Origin of the sequence: Teredinibacter sp. KSP-S5-2 (genome assembly GCF_032773895.1) — a bacterium.
Lineage (GTDB): Bacteria > Pseudomonadota > Gammaproteobacteria > Pseudomonadales > Cellvibrionaceae.
In genome coordinates, this window is the sequence record NZ_CP120416.1 from 190,106 (window position 1) to 212,640 (window position 22,535).

Sequence of the window (22,535 nt, forward strand, 5' to 3'; positions counted from 1 at the left end):
AGTATACGGGAATCGAGCTAGACAACTCTATACGATGTATCGAGCATTTTGGGTGAATTGAGAAGGGAGAGTATCGGATAGTACTCCTGACAGAAGCTGTCAGGAGTATGTCAGTGTGCGTAAAGCTTGAGCTGGATGGATTGCTTACAGATTGTCCAGATCGTCTAGATCACGAACCCAATTACTGGCTTCTAAACGATTTCTTACGCCAATTTTTTTGTACACATTGTACAAATGACTTTTGACGGTGTGCTCACTAACGGAAAGTGCTTCAGCAATATCCGCATTAGTTGCTCCGTCTTTGATGAGTTGAAGAATCTGGCGCTCGCGCTTGGTTAATTTCACATCAGGTCGTTTGACCGATGAAGGCGCTTTTCTGTTTTTGTTCAAAAAATGGTGAAGAAGACGACGTGGTACCCAGAAATCACCTTCGAGCAACTGGGTTAAACCTCGTATAAGTTGGTCTTGGTCTGTATCGGCGTAGAAAAGGCCGGAGACACAAGGCCAGTCCAAGAGGTTTTCGTGCTCTGATTCCTGCTCCGCATTAAGTAGCGCTGCGGTGATATTGGGTAGATCATTAACTTCATGGGCAAGGTCGTTCAGCACTTGCATATCTTGCCCGTGACAGTCGATGAGGAGTAAGTCCGTTTCTTCAGGTACTTGAGAGACTGAACTGTACTGCTGACACTTGACGCCAAGCTCTGCGGCGATCAGGTTCGCCAGTAAGCCTGTCTGCAAGCTACCATTGTATGAAAACAGCGCAATCCGTTTGTTTGAAAATATATTTTGATGTTCTGGTTGCGACACATTAATACCTAGTGTGAAGAAGTAAACTGCCTAATTTTTAATCTCGAATGATCAATGACTTCGATTTCCCCGCAGGTCTTGCCCACTATAGTGTAGCAACAAAGCCCTGCAAGTATCCTCCCTGAATATTTTATTGTCATATTCTTGCGCCACCACTGACGGCACAACGTTGGGATTGTAACCCAATTACTAATGCTAAAGCACGAATTTCATAGTAAAACGCATTTTGCCTGATATATGTATACCTATGTATATTTTTTCTGTTTGTTTCGTAAGCAAATAGCAAATCTGAGTATTTGTACTCACCTTTTACTGCTTAACCTGGCAGCTGCTGTTAGAATCGCGCCCACTAAACTTACGAGCAGGAGTTCACATTGTCTACTGAGGTTAGATCCGTTACGTCATTGGCTATGCTGTATGCCTTTCGAATGCTGGGCCTGTTCATGGTGCTGCCCATCCTTGTTCTATACGGAAAAGGCTACCTTGGCGCGACACCTTTTACTTTGGGGTTGGCGTTAGGCGTGTATGGCCTTACTCAAGCGGTGTTTCAAATTCCTTTGGGGCTCATGTCGGATATCTTTGGTCGTAAGCTGATTATTATTTCGGGCTTGGTAATTTTTGCTGCCGGGAGTTTGGTGGCAGCTTTTTCAACGACAGTTGAAGGTTTAATTATTGGACGGGCTTTGCAGGGCAGTGGTGCTATTGCGAGTGCCATTATGGCGACCGTTGCAGACCTGACTTCAGAGCAAAACCGAACGAAAGCGATGGCGGCAATCGGTGCGTCTATCGGTCTATCGTTTACTTTGGCCATGGTGGTTGGCCCCAGCCTGGCTGCTATTGCGGGTTTAGAAGGAGTGTTTATCCTCTCTGCGGTGTTGTCTGTAGTTGGGATTCTTATCGTATTATTTTTGCTTCCCACTCCGCCCCGTTTTCATAAGTCTCACCGTGATACAGGCGCTATACCGTCGCTAATTCTTGCCACCATTAAAAATGGTGAGTTGTTTCGCTTGAACTGGGGGATTTTTAGTCTTCACTGCGTTTTAATGGCCAGTTTTGTTGTGCTTCCCGGGTTGCTCCAGGCTGAGCTAGGTTTGGATAAAGCCCAGCATTGGCGAGTATATCTGCCGGTTTTGTTGTTGAGCTTTGTGGCAATGTTACCTTTTATGCTCCTGGCGGAACGTAAACGCCAGGTTAAGGGTGTTTTTCTTGGGGCGATATTTGCAATGGCTGCGTGCCTGTTTGGCATGGGTGTGTTTTCCGGTAACGGATACTGGCTGGTGTTTTTGGTTTTTGTCTTTTTTGTAGCGTTTAACCTTTTGGAGGCAACGCTTCCTTCATTAGTGAGTAAGATTGCTCCCGTTGGCTCCAAGGGCACGGCGATGGGAATTTACTCGACAAGCCAGTTTCTGGGGGCCTTCTGCGGCGGAGCTATAGGCGGCGCGTTGATGAGTTACCAATCTAGCGGGGAGTTTTTATTTTTCTGTTGCGCAACCCTGGTAGCGCTCTGGGGGGCTTTAGCCTGGACGATGGCCAAACCCAAGTATTTGAGTAGTTTGTGCTATAGCATCCCGGAAGGTTTTGCCGGGGCAGGGGACGTGAAGTCCTTGGTTGGGGTGGAAGAAGCCTTAGTAGTGGTGGAAGAATCGCTACTTTATCTGAAGGTAGATAAACAGCTTTTTAACGAGCAACAGCTTGAAAATGTGTTAACAGCCCCTCACTAAAAGCGCTAGAATGTGCCGTTAGTTTTTTTGTAAATGTATAGGGTAGAGGAGAGTATCGTGGCTAGAGGCGTAAACAAAGTTATCTTGGTGGGCAATTGTGGCCAGGATCCTGAGACAAAATATATGCCTAGCGGCGGTGCAGTAACGAATATCAGCGTTGCTACCTCTGAAACCTGGAAGGACAAACAAACCGGTCAGCCGCAAGAGCGTACTGAGTGGCATCGTGTGGTTTTCTTTAATCGCTTGGCGGAAATTGCCGGCGAATATCTGCGCAAAGGCGGCAAAGTTTACGTTGAAGGCTCTTTAAGAACACGTAAATGGCAGGATCAAAGTGGTCAGGATCGTTACACCACAGAGATTGTTGCCAGTGAGATGCAAATGCTTGACTCTCGTGCTGGCGAAGGTGGTTATGCTCCCCAGCAAGGTGGCTACGCTCCACAACCGCAAGCTCAACCTCAGGCCATGCCTCAGTCTGCACCGCAACAGCAGGGTGGTTATGGTCAGCAGCAGATGCCACCGCAATCTCATCCTCAACAACCTCCTCAGCAGAATGTACCTCCGATGCAGCAACCTCCTGCAATGGACAGCTTCGAAGACGATATTCCGTTCTAGCAGACATAATTAGTTAACACGTACTCAGCAAGCGTAGGTTCTAGGTGGCATTTAAACTTCTTGTTCTTGGCGCAAAGTCCTGTTTGAGGGTGTCATTACTGAACACCTTGGAAGAAATGCCCTACTCGGTACAGCTGCCCGAGCTGGAAGGAATGTCACCGGAAGAGCTTGCATCCCAGATTGTTGCGGCTCGACCAAGCATAACGCTGTTGTTGGTAGACCCTAATAATGAACAGGGATATCAGGCAGCCGAGACAGCTTTGAAGGGACTTCAACTGGCCTATGAGCAAAGAAGTACTCCGTTAATCGCTCTTTCTTCCCATCGTGTGTTTGGTGATCAATTTAATGAGTCCGGGTTGCGTGAAGAGGAAGAGCCGAATCCTACCCCAGATGATAAAGATGCTTCACTGTGGCTGGATTATGAGCGAGAAGTGGCCAAAATAAAGGATCATATTCTGCTTCGCTCCAGTTGGTTTATCGATGGGGATTCTACCTCTCTCGTTGACCGCTTTGCGCCAAAGCTGCTTCATGGCAAGACACCTTTTAAAGCCTCCAGTAAACATGAGCTTTCGCCTGTAACGATCAAAACCACCACCAATGCCTTAATTGCAATTATGCAGCAGGTTTTGTGTGGCGCTGAAAATTGGGGGGTGTTTCATCTGTCTAGTTCGGATAGTTGCAGTGAATACGAGTTTGTAAACAAACTGGCTGATACTCTGCGTGAGTACGAGCGTGAGTCGTGCGAAATCTCAGAATGCTCAGTGGATGACTTTACTCATCGCATCGCGGGTACTGGGAATTTACGTGGTAAACGTCTTACCAAAAACTTTGGTATTCAGCAGGTTTCCTGGCGTTCTGGGTTTTCGTTGGTGGTAAAACACTATTTGGAAAGTTTGCCGGACGAGGGGTAAGTGTTGATAACGGGTTTCAGGACATAAAAAAAGCCGCTTATTAGCGGCTTTTTTTCTTGATACGTCTTTCAGTTAGGCTTTGTATTGCTTGAAAATCAATGTGGCATTAGTGCCGCCAAAGCCAAAACTGTTCGACATTGCTATATCGATACTAGCGTCTTTTGCTTCACGAATAATCGGTAAGCCTTCTGCTTCTGGATCCAGAGTTGAGATATTGGCTGAGCCGGCAATAAAGCCGTGCTTCATCATTAGCAGAGTGTAAATAGCTTCTTGTACACCGGTTGCCCCAAGTGAGTGGCCAGTTAATGACTTGGTTGAGCTGATTGCTGGAACATCGCCACCAAAAACCTGCTTAACTGCTTGAAGTTCAGCCATATCACCGACTGGTGTGCTGGTGCCGTGAGCGTTGATGTAGTCGATTTTGCTATCACCGATGCCTTGCATTGCCTGACGCATACAGCGAGCTGCACCCTCGCCAGATGGCGCTACCATATCGTAACCATCAGAGGTTGCACCGTAACCAACCAGTTCTCCATAGATTTTTGCACCGCGAGCCAAGGCGTGGTCAAGCGACTCAATAACCAATACTCCGGCACCGCCGGCAATAACAAAGCCGTCACGGGTCGCGTCATAAGGGCGGGAAGCCTGTTCGGGCGTGTCATTGTATTTGGTTGATAGTGCGCCCATGGCATCGAACAGCCCGGTAAGGGTCCAGTGCTCTTCTTCGCCGCCGCCAGCAAAGACAACGTCTTGCTTGCCGAGCTGGATCAGTTCCATTGCGTTACCCACGCAGTGTGCACTGGTTGCACAGGCAGAGCTGATGGAGTAATTCACGCCCTTGATTTTGAATGGTGTAGCCAGACAGGCCGATGTGGTGCTGCCCATGGTTTGAGTTACGCGGTATGGGCCTGCACGTTTAACACCGCGAGAGCGGATAATGTCTGCGGACTCAACAACACTCTCTGTGGAAGCGCCGCCGGAACCAATGATAATGCCGGTTCTTTCATTGGAGACTTCGCTTTCGGTTAATCCAGCATCTTTAATTGCAGCATTCATCGCAACATAGGAAAAGCCTGCTGCGTCGCCCATAAACCGTTTTACTTTCCGGTCAATGTGGTCGTTAAAATCAATATCGATGGATCCTGCAACCTGGCTGCGAAAGCCGTGTTCAGCATAGGATTCGTTATATTTAATGCCTGATTTACCTGCTCGCAGTGCGGAAAGTACTGTGTCTGTATCATTGCCTAGGCAGGAAACAATGCCCATGCCTGTTACCACAACGCGTTTCATAGAGTGCCTCATAAAAATAAAATATTGCTTATTGGGTTGTGTAATTCTTAGAAGGTTCCAAGGATCACCCAATCCAACTGCGGGGCTGATTATCGCACAGGATCGATCTGCCCCAAAGCAGGGTTAAAAATCATTCGTGTTGGTAAATAGTCCCACTCGAAGATCTTTGGCAAAGTAGATTTCTTTGCCGTCGACAGCCACTCTGCCATCGGCTATGCCCATTACCAGTTTGCGCTCGATAACGCGCTTTAAATGGATGTGATAACTCACTTTTTCTGCTGTAGGGAGTATCTGACCGGTAAACTTCACCTCGCCAGAGCCAAGCGCTCTACCTCGTCCTGGGTTACCTTTCCAGGCCAGAAAGAAACCAACAAGTTGCCACATTGCATCTAGCCCCAAGCAGCCAGGCATAACCGGGTCACCGGGGAAATGGCAGTCGAAAAACCATAGGTCTTTATGGATGTCGAGCTCTGCAATGATTTCTCCCTTGCCGTACTCGCCGCCTGATTGGCAGATATGGGTAATTCTGTCCAGCATGAGCATGTTGGGGACAGGTAGCTGGGCATTGCCAGGACCAAACATTTGGCCATTACCACAGGTTAGAAGTTCATCTTTATCGTAAGAAGATTTTTGCTCGAAATTGTGCATTCTTAGATGGGCCTTGTTTTGAACGAAAAACCGTCACAAAGGACGAAGGCGCCATTCTACCTTGAGAATTGCACATGTCCAGCTATATCAAGTGGCTAATTCGCGGCATTCTTGGCAGTAATGGCAAATACTTCCTTGGTGATGTGGTATATTCGGCGAGTTTTTAAAAACGCTAGAGTGGTTAGTTCTACAAATTATAGAGAGACGAGTAAGGGTTTAGTTCATGATCAAAAAATGTCTTTTTCCAGTTGCAGGATACGGAACACGATTTTTGCCTGCTACCAAATCAATGCCCAAGGAAATGTTACCTGTCGTAAATAAACCGTTGGTGCAATATGGTGTTGAAGAAGCTATAGAAGCAGGTTTAAACGAAATAGGCTTCGTTACCGGCCGCGGCAAGCGCGCAATAGCGGATCATTTTGATGTTAGTTATGAACTGGAACACCAGATAGCGGGAACAAGCAAAGAAAAATACTTGAGTTCGATTCGTGGGGTGATGGCAAAAGGACAATTTTCGTTCACTCGCCAGGGAGAAATGAAAGGTTTGGGCGACGCCATTCTCAACGGTAAGCGATTAATTGGTGACGAGCCTTTTGCTGTGGTTCTGTCCGACGATTTATGTGTGACAGAAAATGAAGGTGTGTTATCGCAGATGGTTGCTCTGTATAAACAGTTTCGTTGCAGTATTGTTGCTGTGCAGGAAGTACCGGAAAAAGATATCAGTAAATTTGGTGTGATCGCCGGCGAACAAATAAAAGACGGCATTTTCCAAGTGAATCAAATGGTTGAAAAACCAGCGCCGGAAGATGCACCAAGTAATCTTGCGATTATTGGACGTTATATTTTAACGCCAGATATTTTTGATATTATTGAGCAGACACCTCCGGGTAAAGGTGGTGAGGTTCAAATCACCGATGCGCTTATGACGCAGGCACAAAAAGGTTGTGTTTTAGCCTATAAATTCAAAGGTACACGTTTTGATTGCGGAAGTGTTGCAGGATTCGTAGAAGCGACTAACTTTGTTTACAAGAACGTTTACTTTGAAGAATAGGAAATAAAAAATGCAGCCAATCGAAATTACCTGTTTCAAGGCCTACGACATTCGAGGCCAAGTACCTAGCCAGTTAAATGATGATGTTGCCTATCGAGTTGGGCGTGCCTATGTAGAATTTTTAGGCGCAAAAACGGTTGTTGTTGGGCATGATGTTCGTTTAACCAGTGAGCAATTAACCAATGCGCTTGTTGAAGGTTTAACCGATGCTGGCGCAAATGTCATTCATATCGGCCAGTGTGGTACTGAAGAGGTGTATTTTGGTACGTTTCACTTAGGTGTGGATGGTGGGATTTGCGTAACTGCCAGCCACAACCCAATGGATTACAACGGAATGAAATTGGTGAAAAAAGGTTCAGAGCCTATTTCTGGAGATTCTGGGCTAAATGACATTCGCGCTATGGCTGAAAAAGGGAATTTTGTCGAAGCGGCCAGCAAAGGGACGGTTGAACATAAAAATATCCGTCCTGACTATATTGAGCATTTACTGGGCTACGTTACCCCATCCGATATTAAACCGCTTAAAGTGGTTGTGAATTCGGGAAATGGTGGTGCTGGTGCAATTATTGATGGTTTGGAATCGCATCTGCCTGTTGAGTTTATCAAAGTGCACCATGAGCCAGACGGGAATTTTCCTAACGGTATTCCTAACCCAATTTTGCCTGAAAAACGTCAGGCAACCATTGATGCAGTAAAAGCCAATAATGCAGATTTAGGAATAGCCTGGGATGGTGATTTTGACCGCTGTTTCTTCTTTGACGAGAATGGCGAATTTATCGAAGGTTATTATGTTGTTGGTTTGTTGGCCGAGGCGTTTTTGATTAAAAATCCTGGAGCCAAGGTAGTACATGACCCTCGGTTGAAGTGGAATACGATTGATATTGCAGAAAAAGCCGGTGGTCAGGCAATCGAAAGTAAAACCGGTCATGCATTTATAAAAGAGCGTATGCGCTTGGAAGATGCCGTTTATGGCGGTGAGATGAGTGCACACCATTACTTTAGAGACTTTGCCTATTGTGATAACGGCAACATTCCGTGGCTGCTTGTTGTTGAGCTAATGAGTAAACGTAATGCAAAACTCTCCGAACTGGTTGCGGATCGCGTTGCTCGCTTTCCTTGTAGTGGTGAACGAAATAATACCGTAGGTGATGCCAAGGCTATTATTGGTAAAATCGAAGAGTTCTACAGTCCCGATGCAAAAGCGATAGAAAAAGTGGATGGCCTGTCGATGACGATGGATGGTTGGCGATTTAATATTCGTTCCTCCAGTACTGAACCGGTAATGCGGTTGAATATTGAATCCAATGGCGATATTGCTTTAATGGAAGCAAAAACAGAAGAGCTTCTTGGGTTAGTAAAAAAATACGACGTTTAAAGTTTGGTTTTACTGTATAAAAAAGTCCCGCCTGGTGCGGGATTTTTTTTATCCTGTGTTTGGTTAATTGCATGACGAAAAATGATTATATACAACGGCTTAATCTTGAGTTGCATCCTCTGGAAGGCGGGTATTTCAAGCGAACCTATGAATCGAGTCGCTCTGTTGGTAATGGAGAACGTAAACTTCTCACATCTATTTACTATATGCTAACGGAGGATAGTCCCATTGGTTATCTGCACCGAAATAAGTCCGATATTCTTCACTTCTATCACGCTGGCTCACCGATTAAATATCTGATTGTTTCACCCTCTGGTGAACTGGATGAAAAAATTCTAGGCCCTGATGTTTCTCTGGGGCAAGAACCTCAGTTGTTGGTGAAAGGAGGTTTCTGGAAAGCTTCTGAATTGTGTGAAGGGGAATTCGGTTTGATCAGCGAGGCGGTTTCTCCCGGCTTTGAGTATGCAGATAATGAGCTTGCTATCTCTAAGGCTCTTGGTGAGATAAGCTCTAAGCTCGAAAAATATATAAAAATTTAGTGGTTGAAGAATAAACGTTGAAGGCGTGATTACACGAAAACAGTGAAAAATATTTACATCTTTATCCAAAAAAAGGTATTGTTTTGCCGCTAAGTTTATTAGCGCTTTTTGATTAGGAATGTAACTATTTTAATAATTTGGAGTTGTTCATGAAGCTTTTTAAGTTTTCTTTTGTTCTTGCGCTGGTGATGTCGGTCTTGTCTGGGTGTGCTGCGACAGGGGTAAAGTTTTCCGGTGTTGAATCGGCACCTTTGGATAAAGGTGTAGTTTATTTTTATCGACCTAAAATGTTTGCCGGCAGTGCGGTGGCTTTGGCGTTGGTTGATAACGGTAAGCAGTTTGCCAAAATTCAAAACGGACAATACCTTCGTTATGTTGTTGAGCCTGGCTTGCATAAATTTCATACAGATACCGCCGCTATCGATAAAGAAGTTGAGTTCGATGTTGAGGCCGGTAAAGTGTATTACGTAAGAACGGGTATGAGACAGGGAATGTGGGTAGGAACATGGTATTTAAGTCGAGTATTCGAAGAAGAGGCTCTGGCAGAGTTGCAAGCTTGTTGTAAGGATGGTTCAAAGCCTTAGTGCTGCAAGATGAGTGTTGGGTGCTATCCAACACTCTTTTTCTTTTTAGGATCTGATCAAGTTGTCTAAACTTAAGCTTCCCGATCCATTTTTAAGCAAATATACCATCATTCCCGCCCATAATAAGTGTGTTTGCCAGTCTCCGTTCGGGAACAGTACGACAAATTGAATTATGGCCAACATAATTAGTAAACATAAAGCACTCATGCGGGTCATGAAACCCAATAGAATGGTTATCGATAAAAAGAATTCTGCAAATGTAGCAATATAAGCTGTTATCTCCGGTGGGATAAGCGGTATGTTGTAGGAATACTGAAATAAGGCAATGGTTCGATCCGTTACATTCCAAAATGCCCAATCTTGCCCCAAAAATTCTATACCAGATATTTTCTTTTGAGCTGACTGCCAGAAAACCAAAAATAAAGAAATCCTGAATGTGATGGATATGACCCATTCGGGACAAAGTCCTCCTAAGTGTCGTGCAAATGAATCGATTTTTTTCAGGAATGTCATTCGTTGTCTCCTTTGATAATTCTTTCTCCGATGTGGCTTTGAACCAAAAACTGGACTGCCTCTGTTGCATTAAAGTCAGGGTGTTGTTCTAAAGTCTCATCAAGGCTTGCGCCAATTGAGTGTTGTTCGACTATTTGTTTTAGAAATGTATACAAGGCTGGTTCAAGTTTGTAGCTGATGACTTCGTCATTGTCTTTGAATGTAATGCAGAATTCAGGGTGATCTATAATGATTTGTTCATCATCTTTATTGTCATCGTTGTTAAAACGCCATAGGCTGACAACGGCGTAGTTCGAAGCCAGCAAGCGCACGCTACTTAATACAGTTATCCTGCAATCAGCTAGTCGCTCTACATCAATGCGGGTGAAGTCTTCTTGTGTCAGGGGGGGGGTGTCTTCAGTGTAATAAGCTATATGCCGGTCAAACTCCAGTTGTGCCAAATCACCCAAATAGGGAAGATGTTCCGTTTTTTCGTGTTGGAGTATAAAGCTTGGTAGGTGATCCCCGTACGAGATTAATGATGCTGTTTTTGGAGGGTGATGACGTATATAGTCTTTCGCTAACAGTGTGAAAAAATCTATACCAACAGTTTTTTGAGTGTTAGGGAAGGTCTCTGCAAGAACATCAATGAGCGATAAAAAAGTATTGTTTTTATATATCGATATTCTGGCCTTTAATTCTTCTTCTGAGTAATTTGGGAATGCCTGTTTCAATTGAAGAAGGCTTTCTTCTTCATGCATAAAAACGTTTTTATAAAATTTCCGTTGTAGCTCGCTAAGCTTCATGGCCCCGCCTCGCTCAGGCTTTCTTTCATGGCGTGTTCCGCTTTGAGCGCTTCCTGTAATAGCGTCGACAGGCTTGGAATGTCTGTGTCCCATTCTATTAGCGTGGGGATCTTTCGTCTTGCTTGTTGTATGGTGTATCTGAATAGTTGCCAAACTTCTTCCGATACTTTCGACCCGTGATTATCAATGTGAATATTTTTCTCTTCTGTCAACGGCATGACTGAATGGCCGGCCAGATGGATTTCTTTTACATGCTGAAGAGGTATGTCATTGATATATTCTTCTGTACTAAAGCCTGTGTTTTTGGCAGAGACAAAAATGTTGTTGACGTCGAGTAGTAGCTTACACTCGGTTTTTTTTATGAGTTCGGAAATAAAATCCGGCTCGGAATAATCGTTGTTGCCAAAGGCTAAATAGACGCTGGGGTTTTCTATAAGAATGTTTCGGCCTAAGTAATCCTGAACCTGATGAATGTTATTCGCGGTTATCCGCAGGCTTTCTTCGGTATAAGGAAAAGGTAAAAGGTCGTTGAAATAGTTTTGTTTCCAATGACTCCAGGCTAAATGTTCAGAAACAAGAGCGGGTTGGTATAAGTCGACCAACTTTTTTAGTTCATTCAGGTGCTCTTTGTTTAGGCCATCCGCTGACCCAAGAGACATGCCTACACCGTGCATAGTTATGGGATACTGATCGCGAATCCGTTGAAGAAATTTATGGTTTAACCCTCCCGCACTCATATAATTTTCGGGGTGAATCTCAAACCAACTGATTTTCGGGTGAGTGTCGATGATTTCCTGATAGTGCTTGGGTTTGAGGCTTATACCGGATTTATCTGGGAGGTTATGCATATTTTTAAATAGTAGAGCCGGCCAGGAGTGGCCGGCGGTAAATGATATTACGCTTTGGGTTCGGTGCTGGCACCAACAATTTTATCGCAAGTGCCTTTGGGGACGTATATCCAGGCATCGCCAATAGAATCTTTTTTGGCTTCACCAGCGCAGGACGTACCCTGGCTTTTGATTGCGCAGTCATTTTTGCCTGCTTTAACCGCGCCATAGCATTTTTCCATCTTTTTTTCTGCAAGTACGTCGGTGGATGCAGCCATCATAATGCCGGCAGCAATTGCGCTGGAAATGGCAACGTTTTTTGTCATTTTCTTCATGGTTATCTCCTGAGGGTAAAGGGCTTTCTATTATTTTGAAAGCTTCAATTGTTTTGTGTGTACAGGTATGACTGAGTTTTTGAATGCAAGTTCAAAAATGGTTTTATATTTTGTTTCGATTCTTGCGAACCTCAAGCACTATCCCGGTAGCCATTATCCGATATGTTCCAGGCAAATAAAAAGGCGCATGTAGCGCCTTTTGTTCGTTTTTGCCTATCAAACACTAGAGCTTTTTATTGGCTTCAGTAAATCGTTTGATCAGGTTTTGGGTGGATGAATCCCAATCTTTAGGGACGTCCGTTGTGTCGATAGCTGTGGTTACGTGAGTGCCAAGCAGTTTGCCCAGTTCAACACCCCATTGGTCATAGGAATTTATATTCCACAATACGCCAAGGGTGTATACCTTGTGCTCGTATGCTGCAATCAGTGCGCCGAGAGTTTCTGGCTTCAATGTATCCATAACAATCGTTGAGCTCGGACGGTTGCCAGGGTGAACTTTATGAGTTGCCAGGCGAGCAACTTCTTCTTCACTCGCCCCTTGTGCTCTCAGCTCGGTTTCTGCTGTTGCCAGGTCTCTCCCTGTTAGAAGGGCTTGGCTCTGTGCCAGACAGTTGGCAAACAGGAACTTGTGCTGATGGTCGTATGGATGATGAGCTTTCAGTGTGGCAATGAAGTCAATGGGGACGACTGTTGTACCCTGATGCAGTAGCTGGTGGAAAGAGTGCTGTCCATTGGTGCCTTCTGTTCCCCATACAATAGAACCGGTTTGGTAATCCAGCAGTTCGCCATCTCGGGTAACGCTTTTTCCGTTACTTTCCATTTCCAGTTGCTGTAAGTATGCAGGCAGCATTTGCATGTGATAAGCGTAGGGTAGGATCGCTTGAGTGTCCGTTCCCATCAGGTTGCTATACCAGAACATGAGCAATCCCATCAGGGCGGGAATGTTGCGTTCGATGGGGGCTTCTGCAAAGTGTGCATCCATTGCGGCGGCGCCAGCACGAAGCTTGTTAAAGTTTTCTATGCCGACGGCAAAGGCGATAGGCATGCCAATCGCGGACCAAAGAGAGTAGCGGCCACCAACCCAGTCCCAAATTGGGTAGACGTTATCGGCATCAATGCCGAACTCAACGGCTTTGTCTACCTTCGAGGAGATGGCGACAAAGTGCTTGGCCAAGTCGGATTCCTGTGCGCCGGATTCTAATACCCAGCGGCGTGCCGTAAGGGAGTTTTCCAGTGTTTCCAGCGTGGAAAAGGATTTCGATGCAACAAGGAATAGCGTGGTTTCGGCGTTAAGCGATGACATGACATCGTGGATTTCTGCACCGTCGATGTTGGCAACAAAATGCACTTTTACATGCCCCGTGTGGAAGGGGGTAAGTGCCTTGGTAACCATTCGGGGGCCCAGGTCAGAGCCGCCAATACCAATATTGACTACGTCGGTGATCCTATCGCCTTTGTAACCTTTCCATTCTCCAGAGTGTACTGAATCAATCAGGTGGCCCATCTTTTCCAGTGTGGCGGAAACAGCTTGCTGCTCTTCTGTTTGCGGCTCGCCATTAAAGCGCAGCGCTGTATGCAGGGCGGGTCGGTCTTCTGTATTGTTTACGTGGTCACCGCGATATAGCTTCTTAATGGCATTTTTGAGATTGGCTTGTTCGGCCACAGCGGTTAATTGCTGCAGTGTTTCTTCATCGATGTGGTTTTTTGAGAAGTCGTAGTGGAGGCCTGCTGCAGAGATGGAGTATCTGTCAGCTCGGTTGTTGTCTTCTTCGAAAGCTTGTTTCAATGTTTTGCTTTTCCAACCGTTAGCAAGTTCTTCGAGCTTGCTCCAGTTGTTGTAATAATCTGGTAGACGTTTTGTTGGCATAAGTAGACTCTCTACTCGATGAAGTGTGAATTATGCTTTCCTAATAAACCCAGTAAGTGTCAGATGTCGGGGTTAGTAGGAGCGTTCTACGGAAAATGCCGCAAGGTCGCTCAAGGCTGACTTGAAGTCACTTTCTGGGAAGTTAGTTAATATTTCTTGCGCATTATTAGCATGTTTCTGGGCGCAGGTCTTAGTGTAGTCCAAGCCTCCGCATTTATTTACTATATCCACAATTTGTTGCAGCTTATCAACTTCGCCGTTTTTTATCGCATTTTGTACTAGCACAGCCTCTTCAGTTGAGCCATGCTGGATTGAATGGATAAGAGGTAAAGTTGGCTTGCCTTCTGCGAGATCGTCGCCGAGGTTTTTCCCCAGAGCCTCTGCATCCCCCTCATAATCCAGCGCATCATCAACTAACTGAAATGCTAATCCGAGGTGATAACCAAAAGCTTTGGCTTGTTGCGCCGTTTCTTTGTCGGTTTCTGCAATCACTGCACCTATCTCGCATGCTGCTTCAAACAGTGCGGCAGTTTTTTTGTGGATGACCGTGTAGTAATCCTGCTCAGTCACTTGAGGGTTTTTGGCGTTAACTAGCTGCTGGACTTCGCCTTCAGAAATCACATTGGTGGTGTTGGACAAAATATCCATTATTTCAATGTGTCCGATGGCAACCATCATCTGGAATGCGCGCGAGTACAGAAAGTCACCAACCAACACACTGGGGGCGTTGCCATACTTGGCATTTGCCGTTGGACGCCCACGGCGCAAGCTGGATACGTCAACTACGTCATCGTGCAGTAGTGTCGCTGTGTGAATAAACTCGATGATAGTGGCCAGGTTGATATGTTGTTTTCCCTGATAGCCGAGGCAATTCGCCATCAGCAGTACCAGCATGGGGCGCAGACGCTTCCCTCCAGCGTCAATAATGTAGCGGCCAATGTTTTCTACAAGGTCCACGTCTGAATGCAGTTGATCAAGGATCAACTGGTTCATGGCTTCAAAGTCTGTCTGGATTATTTTTTGGAAAGATAGCATCTAAGCAAATCTGCGCCGCCTGGATAAGAAGGCGGATGCTATGGTGCTCATAATAAAGTGTCAAGTTTTCAAAAGATAACACTGGTAATAGTTTGCATTTATACCGGCTGGAATCTTGCTTCGGGTGGCCATATCGCTTAGAATTCGCGACCCTTATAGGTATACGACGCAAGTTTTGAGGTTTTTCGCTAATAGTGGCGGGGGCTTGAAAGCGTTTTAGCTAGTGTAAACGCTACTTCGTGTCGTCCAGTGTATGTTTTTTGGAGCATATTATGTACGCAGTTATTGCTGCTGGCGGTAAACAGCACCGCGTAGAAGAAGGCGAAGTTCTTCGTCTTGAAAAAATTGAAGTTGCAACAGGCGAGAATGTCGATTTCGACCAAGTATTGCTTGTAGCAAACGGCGACGACGTAAAAATCGGCGCTCCTGTTGTAGATGGCGCTAAAGTAACTGCTGAGGTATTGAGCCATGGTCGTGCGGATAAGGTGAAAATCATCAAGTTCCGTCGTCGTAAGCACTCTATGAAGCGTCAAGGTCATCGCCAGTGGTACACCGAAGTGAAAATCACTGGAATCAAAGGTTAATCGAGGAGTAAATCATGGCTCATAAAAAGGCAGGTGGTAGTACCCGTAACGGTCGCGATTCCGAAAGTAAACGCTTAGGTGTTAAACGTTTTGGCGGCCAACTAGTAAACGCGGGCAGTATCTTGGTTCGTCAGCGTGGCACACGAATTCATGCTGGTGACAATGTTGGTGTAGGTAAAGATCACACTTTATTTGCAAAAGCAACAGGTCTAGTTAAGTTTGAAGTGAAGGGTGAGCGCAATCGTAAATTCGTAAGCATTGTGCAAGCTTAATTCGGTTTTGAACTGAATCTAAAAGCCCTGTTGCTTCGGTAACAGGGCTTTTTTTGTATTGGACGCAATTTTTTGTGTTTCGCAGGTGGTAGTGGTTGGTCAGTCTATGCTCTGAATAACGGGCTAAGCGGCGATTGATGTCTGTGTCTTCTCTATAGTTGGAAAGTGTTAAGTGTCCTGGAGTTGTGTCCTGCTGGTTGAATCCTGGATTCTTCCTTATTCGAAAATACGCGAGATAGTGAAATGAAATTTGTGGATGAGGCGCCCATCGAGGTGTACGCGGGTAAAGGCGGCAATGGCTGCATGAGCTTTCGGCGAGAGAAGTTTATTGCGAAAGGCGGCCCGGATGGTGGCGATGGTGGCGATGGTGGTAGTGTGTACTTACTCGCTGATGAGAGTATAAATACACTGATCGACTACCGTTATCAGCGTAAATATCGGGCAGAAAGTGGTGAGTCTGGGCGCAGCAGGAACTGTACTGGTAAAAAGGGTGAAGATTTGTATCTCAAGGTGCCAGTCGGAACGTCTGTCATTGATCTGGAAACAGATGAGCAAATTGGTGATTTAACCGAGGTTGGGCAAACCCTGTTGGTTGCTCAGGGTGGTTTTCATGGATTGGGTAACACGCGTTACAAATCGAGTATCAACCGTGCTCCGCGTCAAACCAGTCCGGGGAGTGAGGGCGAATATAAAAGCATCAAGCTGGAAATGAAGGTGTTGGCAGACGTTGGGATGCTCGGCTTGCCTAATGCGGGTAAGTCCACTTTTATTCGTGCGGTATCTGCTGCTCAGCCAAAAGTGGCGGATTATCCATTTACTACCTTGATTCCAAGTTTGGGGGTGGTAAAGGTTCAGCGTCATCGCAGTTTTGTTATTGCTGATATCCCTGGGTTGATTGAAGGGGCGGCTGAAGGTGCTGGTCTGGGAATTCGTTTTCTTAAGCATTTAACCCGTTGTCGAATTTTGGTTCATTTGGTTGATGTCAGTCCTATCGACGGTTCTGATCCGGCTGAGAACGCGTTGTCTATTGTTCGCGAGTTGGAGCGGTTTAGTCCGACCTTGGCGGGGCGTGAAAGATGGTTGGTTTTAAATAAAGCGGACTTGATTTCCGAGGATGAACTGGCAGAGCGAAAGCAGGCGATTATTGATGCACTTGATTGGAGGGGTGAGGTTTTAGCGGTATCTGCTCTGGCAAAAACAGGTACGGATCAGTTGTGTGAGCGTATACTTACTCACTTGGAATCTGTCTGGGATGCTGAAAAGGAAGACCCCGAGTTGGCAGAGCAGGAGCTGGCAATACAAAAGCAAATGCAAAAAGAGGCTCGAGAGAAAATTGAGGCCTTACGGGCCGCTCATAAGGCTAAAAAGCAGAAAGATGATGATGATCAAGATGATGACGATTTTGACGTTGAAATCGAATATGTTCAGTAAATCGCAGTCAATGCTCGGTTAGAATGAGCTGGCAGAGGCTACGCAGTTGATGGGGGAGTAATGAATAGAAGGCAGCAGGTTAAGCAAAGTCGACGTTGGGTAATCAAAATCGGGAGTGCTTTGCTAACTGATGATGGTCGGGGCTTGGATAAAGAAGCTATTGCAACATGGGTACAGCAAGTTGCAGGGCTAAAAAAGCGAGGCTATGAAATAGTTATTGTTTCCTCCGGTGCTGTTGCCGCGGGAATGACTCGCCTTGGTTGGAAAGAGCGACCTAAAAATATTCATGAGCAGCAGGCTGCGGCTGCGGTAGGGCAAACCAGTTTGGTTCAGGCCTATGAGCAGGAATTTAATAAATACAGTATTAAGACCGCCCAAATTCTGTTGGATCACGATGATCTAACCAATCGTCAACGTTACCTCAACGCTCGCTCAACTTTGCGAACGCTAAATAAGCTTGGTGTCATTCCTATCGTGAACGAAAACGACACGGTGGTGACTGAGGAGATCCGCTTTGGTGATAACGACACTTTGGGAGCGTTAGTTACCAATCTGATTGAGGCGGACACGTTGTGCATTCTGACTGACCAGAAGGGGATGTATGAAAGTGACCCGCGTCAGAATGCTTTGGCTCAAATTATTTTTGAGCGGCCCGCATCGGATGAGTCTCTTGACGCTATGGCTAGTGGTGGTGGTTCGTTGGGGCGTGGTGGCATGATCAGTAAGGTTAAAGCTGCGCGAATTGCTGCTCGCTCTGGTGGTAATACCATTATTGTTGGTGGTCGAATATACGATGTAATCAATCGTGTTGCAGCGGGTGAATTACTTGGAACGCTTCTGTACGCGGGGCAGCAGCCGATTGCTGCGCGTAAACGTTGGCTGGCTGGGCACTTGCAGTCGAGGGGCGTATTGGTTATTGATGATGGTGCAGTGAAGGTGCTGCGGGAAGAGGGTAAGAGTTTATTGCCTGTGGGTGTCAAAGGTGTGTTGGGGCACTTTAGCCGTGGTGATATGGTCGTTTGTCGTGATCAGAAAGGTAACGAAATTGCTCGCGGGCTGGTGAACTACAATAGCGATGACTCGCGTAGGATTGTGGGTCAGCCAAGCACAAAAATTACTGCCTTAATTGGCTATAAAGATTATGATGAGCTCATCCATAGGGATAACCTGGTTCTTTCATAGGTTGTTCGTGTTCGGTCGTCTCTTGGCGGCAGTTTTTATGAGTTCTGTATGACCATTTTCAAATCTCATCTATACGATATGGGGGCGTACAAGCCCCCTCTTGAAGGGCGTGACCCTCACTCTTATCTTCTGTTGGACTTTAATGAACGCACATTGCCGGTGGGCGATGCTGTGCGAGAAGCTCTCATTGCGTACATCAATGCCGGTCGTCTGCAGATGTATCCTTCATATGGCGACATTGTTGAGCGTATTGCGGCTTATGCCAAGGTGCCCGCAGAGCAAGTAATGATCACTAATGGTTCGGATCAGGGAATTGACCTTGTGTTTCGGGCGACTTGTGCGCCGGGAGATGAGGTAATTATTCCGCAACCGAGCTTTGCAATTTATGAGCAGATTGCAAAGGTGGAAGGGCAAGAAATAATCTCGCCTTTTTACACGAAAGAAGGTGGCTATCCGGTTAAAGATGTGATGGTTGCTATCACCGATAAAACACGTTTAATTGTGGTTTCCAACCCGAACAACCCGTGTGGCACATTGGTTTCACGCAGTGAGGTCCTGGCTTTGGCTAAGGCTGCTCCAGAAGCTGCGATACTGGTAGATGAATGTTATTTTGAGTATTCGAAAACCACGGTATCGGATCTGGTTGCTCAGTATCCTAACATTGTGATTACCCGAACCTTCTCCAAAACCTGGGGTATCCCTTCTTTGCGTTTGGGGTATGTTGTATCTGCGCCGGCAAACATTAAGGCGTTGCTAAATGTGCGGGGCCCATACGATGTAAACCAGCTGGCGATTGTGGCTGCCAATGCGGTGCTGGATGACACTACTTCGGTGGAGGCTTACGTCACAGAAGTGATGGATGAGGCCAAGCCTATGTTGGAAGGTTTTCTGGATCGGGTGGCGATACCTTATTGGCGTAGTGGGGCAAATTTTATATGGATGTTCCCTGAGGATGCTGCGCAGGTTGAAGAGGGGTTGAGAAAAGCCGGTATTTTGGTGCGACCAAAAGCAGATGAAAAAGGGCGGATGGGGTTGCGTATTACTATTGGTACGCTTGAACAAACGGAGCGATTGATTTCAGTGCTTGGCGCTTTGCTTCCTGGCTAGTTTTCTACTGATTTTTACCCATAAAAAAGCCGACATAGAGTCGGCTTTTTCGTATCAGGTTACTTCTTCTGATTAGGCTGCCATTGCTTTAATTCTGGCATTCAAGCGGCTCTTATGACGAGCTGCTTTATTCTTATGGAAGATACCTTTGTCGGTGATACGGTCTAGAACGGGTACTGCACTCGCGTAAGCGGCTTTCGCTGCTTCAACATCACCTGCTTCAATCGCCGCATCCACTCGTTTAAGATAAGTGCGAACCATGGAGCGCAGGCTAGCATTGTGACGGCGAGCCTGGTCGTTCTGACGGGCACGTTTCTTTGCTTGAGGTGAGTTTGCCACCGCTTTGCTCCTATATATAAAATGAAATAACTTCTAGGTTTGACGGCCAATTAATAAGAAGCCGTAAAATCTGCTTTTATTGCCCTTAGTGGGCAAATTAAGGACGCGGTATTATCCCGGTTTCCTATCTGATGTCAACATTTGCGGGCTAAAATTGGTTGGTTATTGTTGGAAAGGGGTACTTTTCGCCGGAATTGATTTGATTTGGACGAAGGAACCGTGTGGCCTTGCTGGCGTGCTCACTCGCCCTACTTTATAATGCGCCCCAAAATAAATCCCACCGATATATCAAATATACAAAGGTAAAAGAGACCCTATCATGCAATACGGTTACTTCGACAATGATAATCGCGAGTATGTGATTACTCGCCCAGACGTGCCAGCACCTTGGACAAATTACCTCGGTACTGAGAAGTTCGCTACGGTCATCTCCCACAACGCAGGTGGGTACTCGTTTTATAACTCGCCAGAGTATAACCGTGTAACCAAGTTTCGCCCGAACTTTACTCAGGATCGTCCAGGTCACTACATCTATTTGCGTGATGACGAAACTGCCGATTATTGGTCTGTTTCCTGGCAGCCCGTTGCCAAGAGCCTGGACGAAGCCAAATACGAAGTACGTCACGGCCTTTCTTACTCCAAGTTTTCCTGTGACTACAACGGCATCAAAGCTGAGAAGACTATCCTGATTCCTAAAGGGGAAGACGCTGAGCTTTGGGATGTTCGCATCAAAAACGACAGCGACAAGCCTCGTACTATCAGTGCTTTCTCTTATGTAGAGTTCTCCTACAGCCACATTCAGTCTGATAACCAAAACCATCAGATGAGCCTGTACTCTGCGGGTACCTCCTACAATGACGGTGTGCTTTTGTACGACTTGTACTACAACACCAGTGACTTCGAAGGTTTCTACTACCTGGCTTCTTCTTTCGATCCAGATTCCTACGACAGCCAGCGTGACAGCTTCCTTGGTATGTACCGTGATGAAGCTAACCCAATCGCGGTTGAAAATGGCAAATGTTCTAACACTGCGCAGACCTGTTACAACCATTGCGGTTCTTTGCACAAGCAGTTCACTTTGCAGCCTGGCGAAGAAGTACGTTTCTCAGTTGTTCTAGGCATTGGCAAAGAAAACGGCCCACGTCTTCGTAAGAAATACCAGGACATGGCTAACGTTGATGCTGCTCTAGCTGAAATCAAAGCTCACTGGGATGAGCGTTGCTCCAAGTTCCAAGTAACGTCTCCAAACAAGGGTTTGGACACTATGATCAATGCTTGGACGCTATACCAAGCAGAGACCTGTGTTGTTTGGTCTCGTTTTGCATCCTTCATTGAAGTAGGTGGCCGTACTGGTTTGGGATATCGCGATACTGCTCAAGATGCAATGGCGTGTCCACACACTCACCCAGCGATGACCAAGAAGCGTATTGTTGACCTTCTACGTGGTCAAGTAAAAGCGGGTTACGGTTTGCACTTGTTCGATCCAGATTGGTTCGATCCAGATAAAGCTGATGTTAAGCCATCCAAGTCACCAACCGTTGTGCCAACGCCAAGTGATGAAGACAAGATTCACGGTATCGAAGATACCTGTTCTGATGACCACCTATGGCTAGTTCCAACTATTTGTCGCTATGTGATGGAAACCGGTGAAACAGACTTCTTTAACCAAGTGGTTACCTATGCAGATGGTGGCGAAGGTACTGTGTACGAGCACATGACTAAAGCTCTCGACTTCTCTGCTGAGTACGTTGGTCAAACAGGTATCTGTAAAGGTTTGCGTGCGGACTGGAATGACTGTTTGAACCTGGGGGGTGGTGAGTCTGCGATGACCACTTTCCTTTACTACTGGGCTCTGAATGAGTTTGTTGATGCAGCGAAATACTTAGGTAAAGATGCCGACGCTGAAACCTATGCAACTCGTGCTGCTGACCTTAAAAAAGTTTGTGACGAAGCGCTTTGGGACGGTGATTGGTACATCCGTGGGATCACTAAAAACGGTGAGAAAATCGGTACTTCTACTGACACCGAAGGTAAGGTTCATATGGAATCTAACACCTTGGCGGTTCTTTCCGGTTGTGCTGAAGGTGAGCGTGCTGAGAAAGCGGTTAAAGCGTTGGATGAGTACTTGTACTCGCCATACGGCTTGCACCTGAATGCGCCTTCTTTTGCTACACCAAATGACGACATCGGTTTTGTAACTCGTGTATACGCCGGTGTGAAAGAAAACGGTGCGATCTTCTCTCATCCAAACCCATGGGCATGGGTAGCGGCAACAAAAGTGGGTCGTGGTGATTTGGCAATGAAGTTCTATGATGCGCTTCTTCCATATAACCAAAATGATCAAATTGAAACTCGTGTTGCTGAACCATACTCCTATGTTCAGTTCATTATGGGTAGAGACCATCAAGACCATGGTCGTGCTAACCACCCATGGTTAACGGGTACTGCTGGTTGGGCATATGTCGCTTGTACAGGCTATATGTTAGGTATTCAGTTGTCCTTTGATGGGCTAGTGATTGACCCATGTGTACCAAGTGACTGGGATGGCTTTGAAGTGAAACGTGAATGGCGCGGTGCGACATTTAATATCAAAGTTCAGAATCCAGATCATGTTAGCAAAGGCGTTAAATCTATTACACTTAACGGTGAAGCTATTGATGGCCCTGTTCCGGTTCAGGCTGAAGGTTCTGACAATGAAGTCGTTGTGGTAATGGGGTAAT

At 46.0% G+C, this 22,535-nt stretch carries 23 protein-coding genes; 13 read left to right on the forward strand and 10 right to left on the reverse strand.

From position 1 onward, the window contains the following. Nucleotides 1–144: 144 nt before the first annotated feature. The gene (locus P5V12_RS00950) at nt 145–807 is read right to left on the reverse strand and encodes a LuxR C-terminal-related transcriptional regulator (RefSeq protein ID WP_316955363.1); all 663 of its coding nucleotides are present in this window, start codon (nt 805–807) and stop codon (nt 145–147) included. A 374-nt stretch (nt 808–1,181) separates the two neighbouring features. Between P5V12_RS00950 and P5V12_RS00955 the strand changes: the two genes are divergently transcribed. From P5V12_RS00955 to P5V12_RS00965, 3 genes are read left to right on the forward strand one after another with little or no spacing between them, the layout of a single operon-like run. After that, entirely contained in the window at nt 1,182–2,528 is a 1,347-nt protein-coding gene (locus P5V12_RS00955) for an MFS transporter (RefSeq protein WP_410483316.1), read from the forward strand. Between the two features lie 54 nt (nt 2,529–2,582). After that, entirely contained in the window at nt 2,583–3,140 is a 558-nt protein-coding gene (ssb, locus tag P5V12_RS00960; RefSeq protein ID WP_316957395.1) for a single-stranded DNA-binding protein, read from the forward strand. A 44-nt stretch (nt 3,141–3,184) separates the two neighbouring features. After that, nucleotides 3,185–4,051 carry a sugar nucleotide-binding protein gene (locus P5V12_RS00965; protein WP_316955364.1) on the forward strand — a complete coding sequence of 289 codons (867 nt, stop codon included), beginning with the start codon at nt 3,185–3,187 and terminating at the stop codon, nt 4,049–4,051. Between the two features lie 72 nt (nt 4,052–4,123). Here the strand turns inward: P5V12_RS00965 and fabB are convergent, their stop codons facing one another. Further along, on the reverse strand, nt 4,124–5,341 hold the full coding sequence (fabB, locus tag P5V12_RS00970) for a beta-ketoacyl-ACP synthase I (protein ID WP_316955365.1): 1,218 nt from the start codon (nt 5,339–5,341) through the stop codon (nt 4,124–4,126). Nucleotides 5,342–5,464: 123 nt separating this feature from the next. Further along, nucleotides 5,465–5,989, reverse strand: coding sequence for a 3-hydroxyacyl-[acyl-carrier-protein] dehydratase FabA (gene fabA, locus P5V12_RS00975; protein WP_316955366.1), 525 nt, complete (start codon nt 5,987–5,989; stop codon nt 5,465–5,467). A gap of 223 nt (nt 5,990–6,212) precedes the next feature. On the opposite strand from fabA, the gene galU reads away from it, so the two are divergent. The 4 genes from galU to P5V12_RS00995 all read left to right on the forward strand — a co-directional run bounded on the left by galU (nt 6,213) and on the right by P5V12_RS00995 (nt 9,538). After that, nucleotides 6,213–7,040 (forward strand): UTP--glucose-1-phosphate uridylyltransferase GalU, encoded by an 828-nt coding sequence (galU, locus tag P5V12_RS00980; RefSeq protein WP_316955367.1) that lies wholly within the window; start codon nt 6,213–6,215, stop codon nt 7,038–7,040. A 10-nt stretch (nt 7,041–7,050) separates the two neighbouring features. After that, nucleotides 7,051–8,415, forward strand: coding sequence for a phosphomannomutase (locus P5V12_RS00985; protein WP_316955368.1), 1,365 nt, complete (start codon nt 7,051–7,053; stop codon nt 8,413–8,415). A 71-nt stretch (nt 8,416–8,486) separates the two neighbouring features. Next, the gene (locus P5V12_RS00990; protein WP_316955369.1) at nt 8,487–8,954 is read left to right on the forward strand and encodes a cupin domain-containing protein; all 468 of its coding nucleotides are present in this window, start codon (nt 8,487–8,489) and stop codon (nt 8,952–8,954) included. 149 nt (nt 8,955–9,103) lie between these two features. After that, nucleotides 9,104–9,538 carry a DUF2846 domain-containing protein gene (locus tag P5V12_RS00995; RefSeq protein ID WP_316955370.1) on the forward strand — a complete coding sequence of 145 codons (435 nt, stop codon included), beginning with the start codon at nt 9,104–9,106 and terminating at the stop codon, nt 9,536–9,538. A gap of 45 nt (nt 9,539–9,583) precedes the next feature. Here the strand turns inward: P5V12_RS00995 and P5V12_RS01000 are convergent, their stop codons facing one another. From P5V12_RS01000 to P5V12_RS01025, 6 genes are all read right to left on the reverse strand, one after another. After that, on the reverse strand, nt 9,584–10,051 hold the full coding sequence (locus tag P5V12_RS01000; RefSeq protein WP_316955371.1) for a DoxX family protein: 468 nt from the start codon (nt 10,049–10,051) through the stop codon (nt 9,584–9,586). After that, a complete protein-coding gene (locus P5V12_RS01005; RefSeq protein WP_316955372.1) occupies nt 10,048–10,836 on the reverse strand; it encodes a DNA-binding domain-containing protein in 789 nt (262 codons plus the stop codon). The genes P5V12_RS01000 and P5V12_RS01005 overlap by 4 nt, the downstream gene beginning before the upstream one ends. Continuing rightward, nucleotides 10,833–11,684 carry a DUF692 domain-containing protein gene (locus P5V12_RS01010; RefSeq protein ID WP_316955373.1) on the reverse strand — a complete coding sequence of 284 codons (852 nt, stop codon included), beginning with the start codon at nt 11,682–11,684 and terminating at the stop codon, nt 10,833–10,835. Before P5V12_RS01010 ends, P5V12_RS01005 begins: the two co-directional genes overlap by 4 nt. A gap of 47 nt (nt 11,685–11,731) precedes the next feature. Continuing rightward, on the reverse strand, nt 11,732–11,998 hold the full coding sequence (locus P5V12_RS01015; RefSeq protein ID WP_316955374.1) for a DUF2282 domain-containing protein: 267 nt from the start codon (nt 11,996–11,998) through the stop codon (nt 11,732–11,734). 223 nt (nt 11,999–12,221) lie between these two features. Then, on the reverse strand, nt 12,222–13,865 hold the full coding sequence (gene pgi / locus P5V12_RS01020) for a glucose-6-phosphate isomerase (RefSeq protein ID WP_316955375.1): 1,644 nt from the start codon (nt 13,863–13,865) through the stop codon (nt 12,222–12,224). 72 nt (nt 13,866–13,937) lie between these two features. Next, nucleotides 13,938–14,900, reverse strand: a complete 963-nt coding sequence (locus P5V12_RS01025; protein WP_316955376.1) for a polyprenyl synthetase family protein — start codon at nt 14,898–14,900, stop codon at nt 13,938–13,940. 272 nt (nt 14,901–15,172) lie between these two features. On the opposite strand from P5V12_RS01025, the gene rplU reads away from it, so the two are divergent. From rplU to P5V12_RS01050, 5 genes are all read left to right on the forward strand, one after another. Beyond that, nucleotides 15,173–15,484: a 50S ribosomal protein L21 gene (gene rplU, locus P5V12_RS01030; RefSeq protein ID WP_316955377.1), complete on the forward strand. Its 312-nt coding sequence runs from the start codon at nt 15,173–15,175 to the stop codon at nt 15,482–15,484. 14 nt (nt 15,485–15,498) lie between these two features. After that, entirely contained in the window at nt 15,499–15,756 is a 258-nt protein-coding gene (gene rpmA / locus P5V12_RS01035) for a 50S ribosomal protein L27 (protein ID WP_316955378.1), read from the forward strand. A gap of 243 nt (nt 15,757–15,999) precedes the next feature. Continuing rightward, the gene (gene cgtA, locus P5V12_RS01040; protein ID WP_316955379.1) at nt 16,000–17,187 is read left to right on the forward strand and encodes an Obg family GTPase CgtA; all 1,188 of its coding nucleotides are present in this window, start codon (nt 16,000–16,002) and stop codon (nt 17,185–17,187) included. A gap of 60 nt (nt 17,188–17,247) precedes the next feature. Then, the gene (gene proB, locus P5V12_RS01045) at nt 17,248–18,369 is read left to right on the forward strand and encodes a glutamate 5-kinase (protein WP_316955380.1); all 1,122 of its coding nucleotides are present in this window, start codon (nt 17,248–17,250) and stop codon (nt 18,367–18,369) included. A 48-nt stretch (nt 18,370–18,417) separates the two neighbouring features. Further along, entirely contained in the window at nt 18,418–19,476 is a 1,059-nt protein-coding gene (locus P5V12_RS01050) for a histidinol-phosphate transaminase (protein WP_316955381.1), read from the forward strand. 72 nt (nt 19,477–19,548) lie between these two features. Here P5V12_RS01050 and rpsT read toward each other — a convergent pair whose 3' ends face one another. Then, nucleotides 19,549–19,815 (reverse strand): 30S ribosomal protein S20, encoded by a 267-nt coding sequence (rpsT, locus tag P5V12_RS01055; RefSeq protein WP_316955382.1) that lies wholly within the window; start codon nt 19,813–19,815, stop codon nt 19,549–19,551. Nucleotides 19,816–20,134: 319 nt separating this feature from the next. Between rpsT and P5V12_RS01060 the strand changes: the two genes are divergently transcribed. Continuing rightward, on the forward strand, nt 20,135–22,534 hold the full coding sequence (locus P5V12_RS01060) for a GH36-type glycosyl hydrolase domain-containing protein (protein WP_316955383.1): 2,400 nt from the start codon (nt 20,135–20,137) through the stop codon (nt 22,532–22,534). Nucleotide 22,535: the final 1 nt, after the last annotated feature.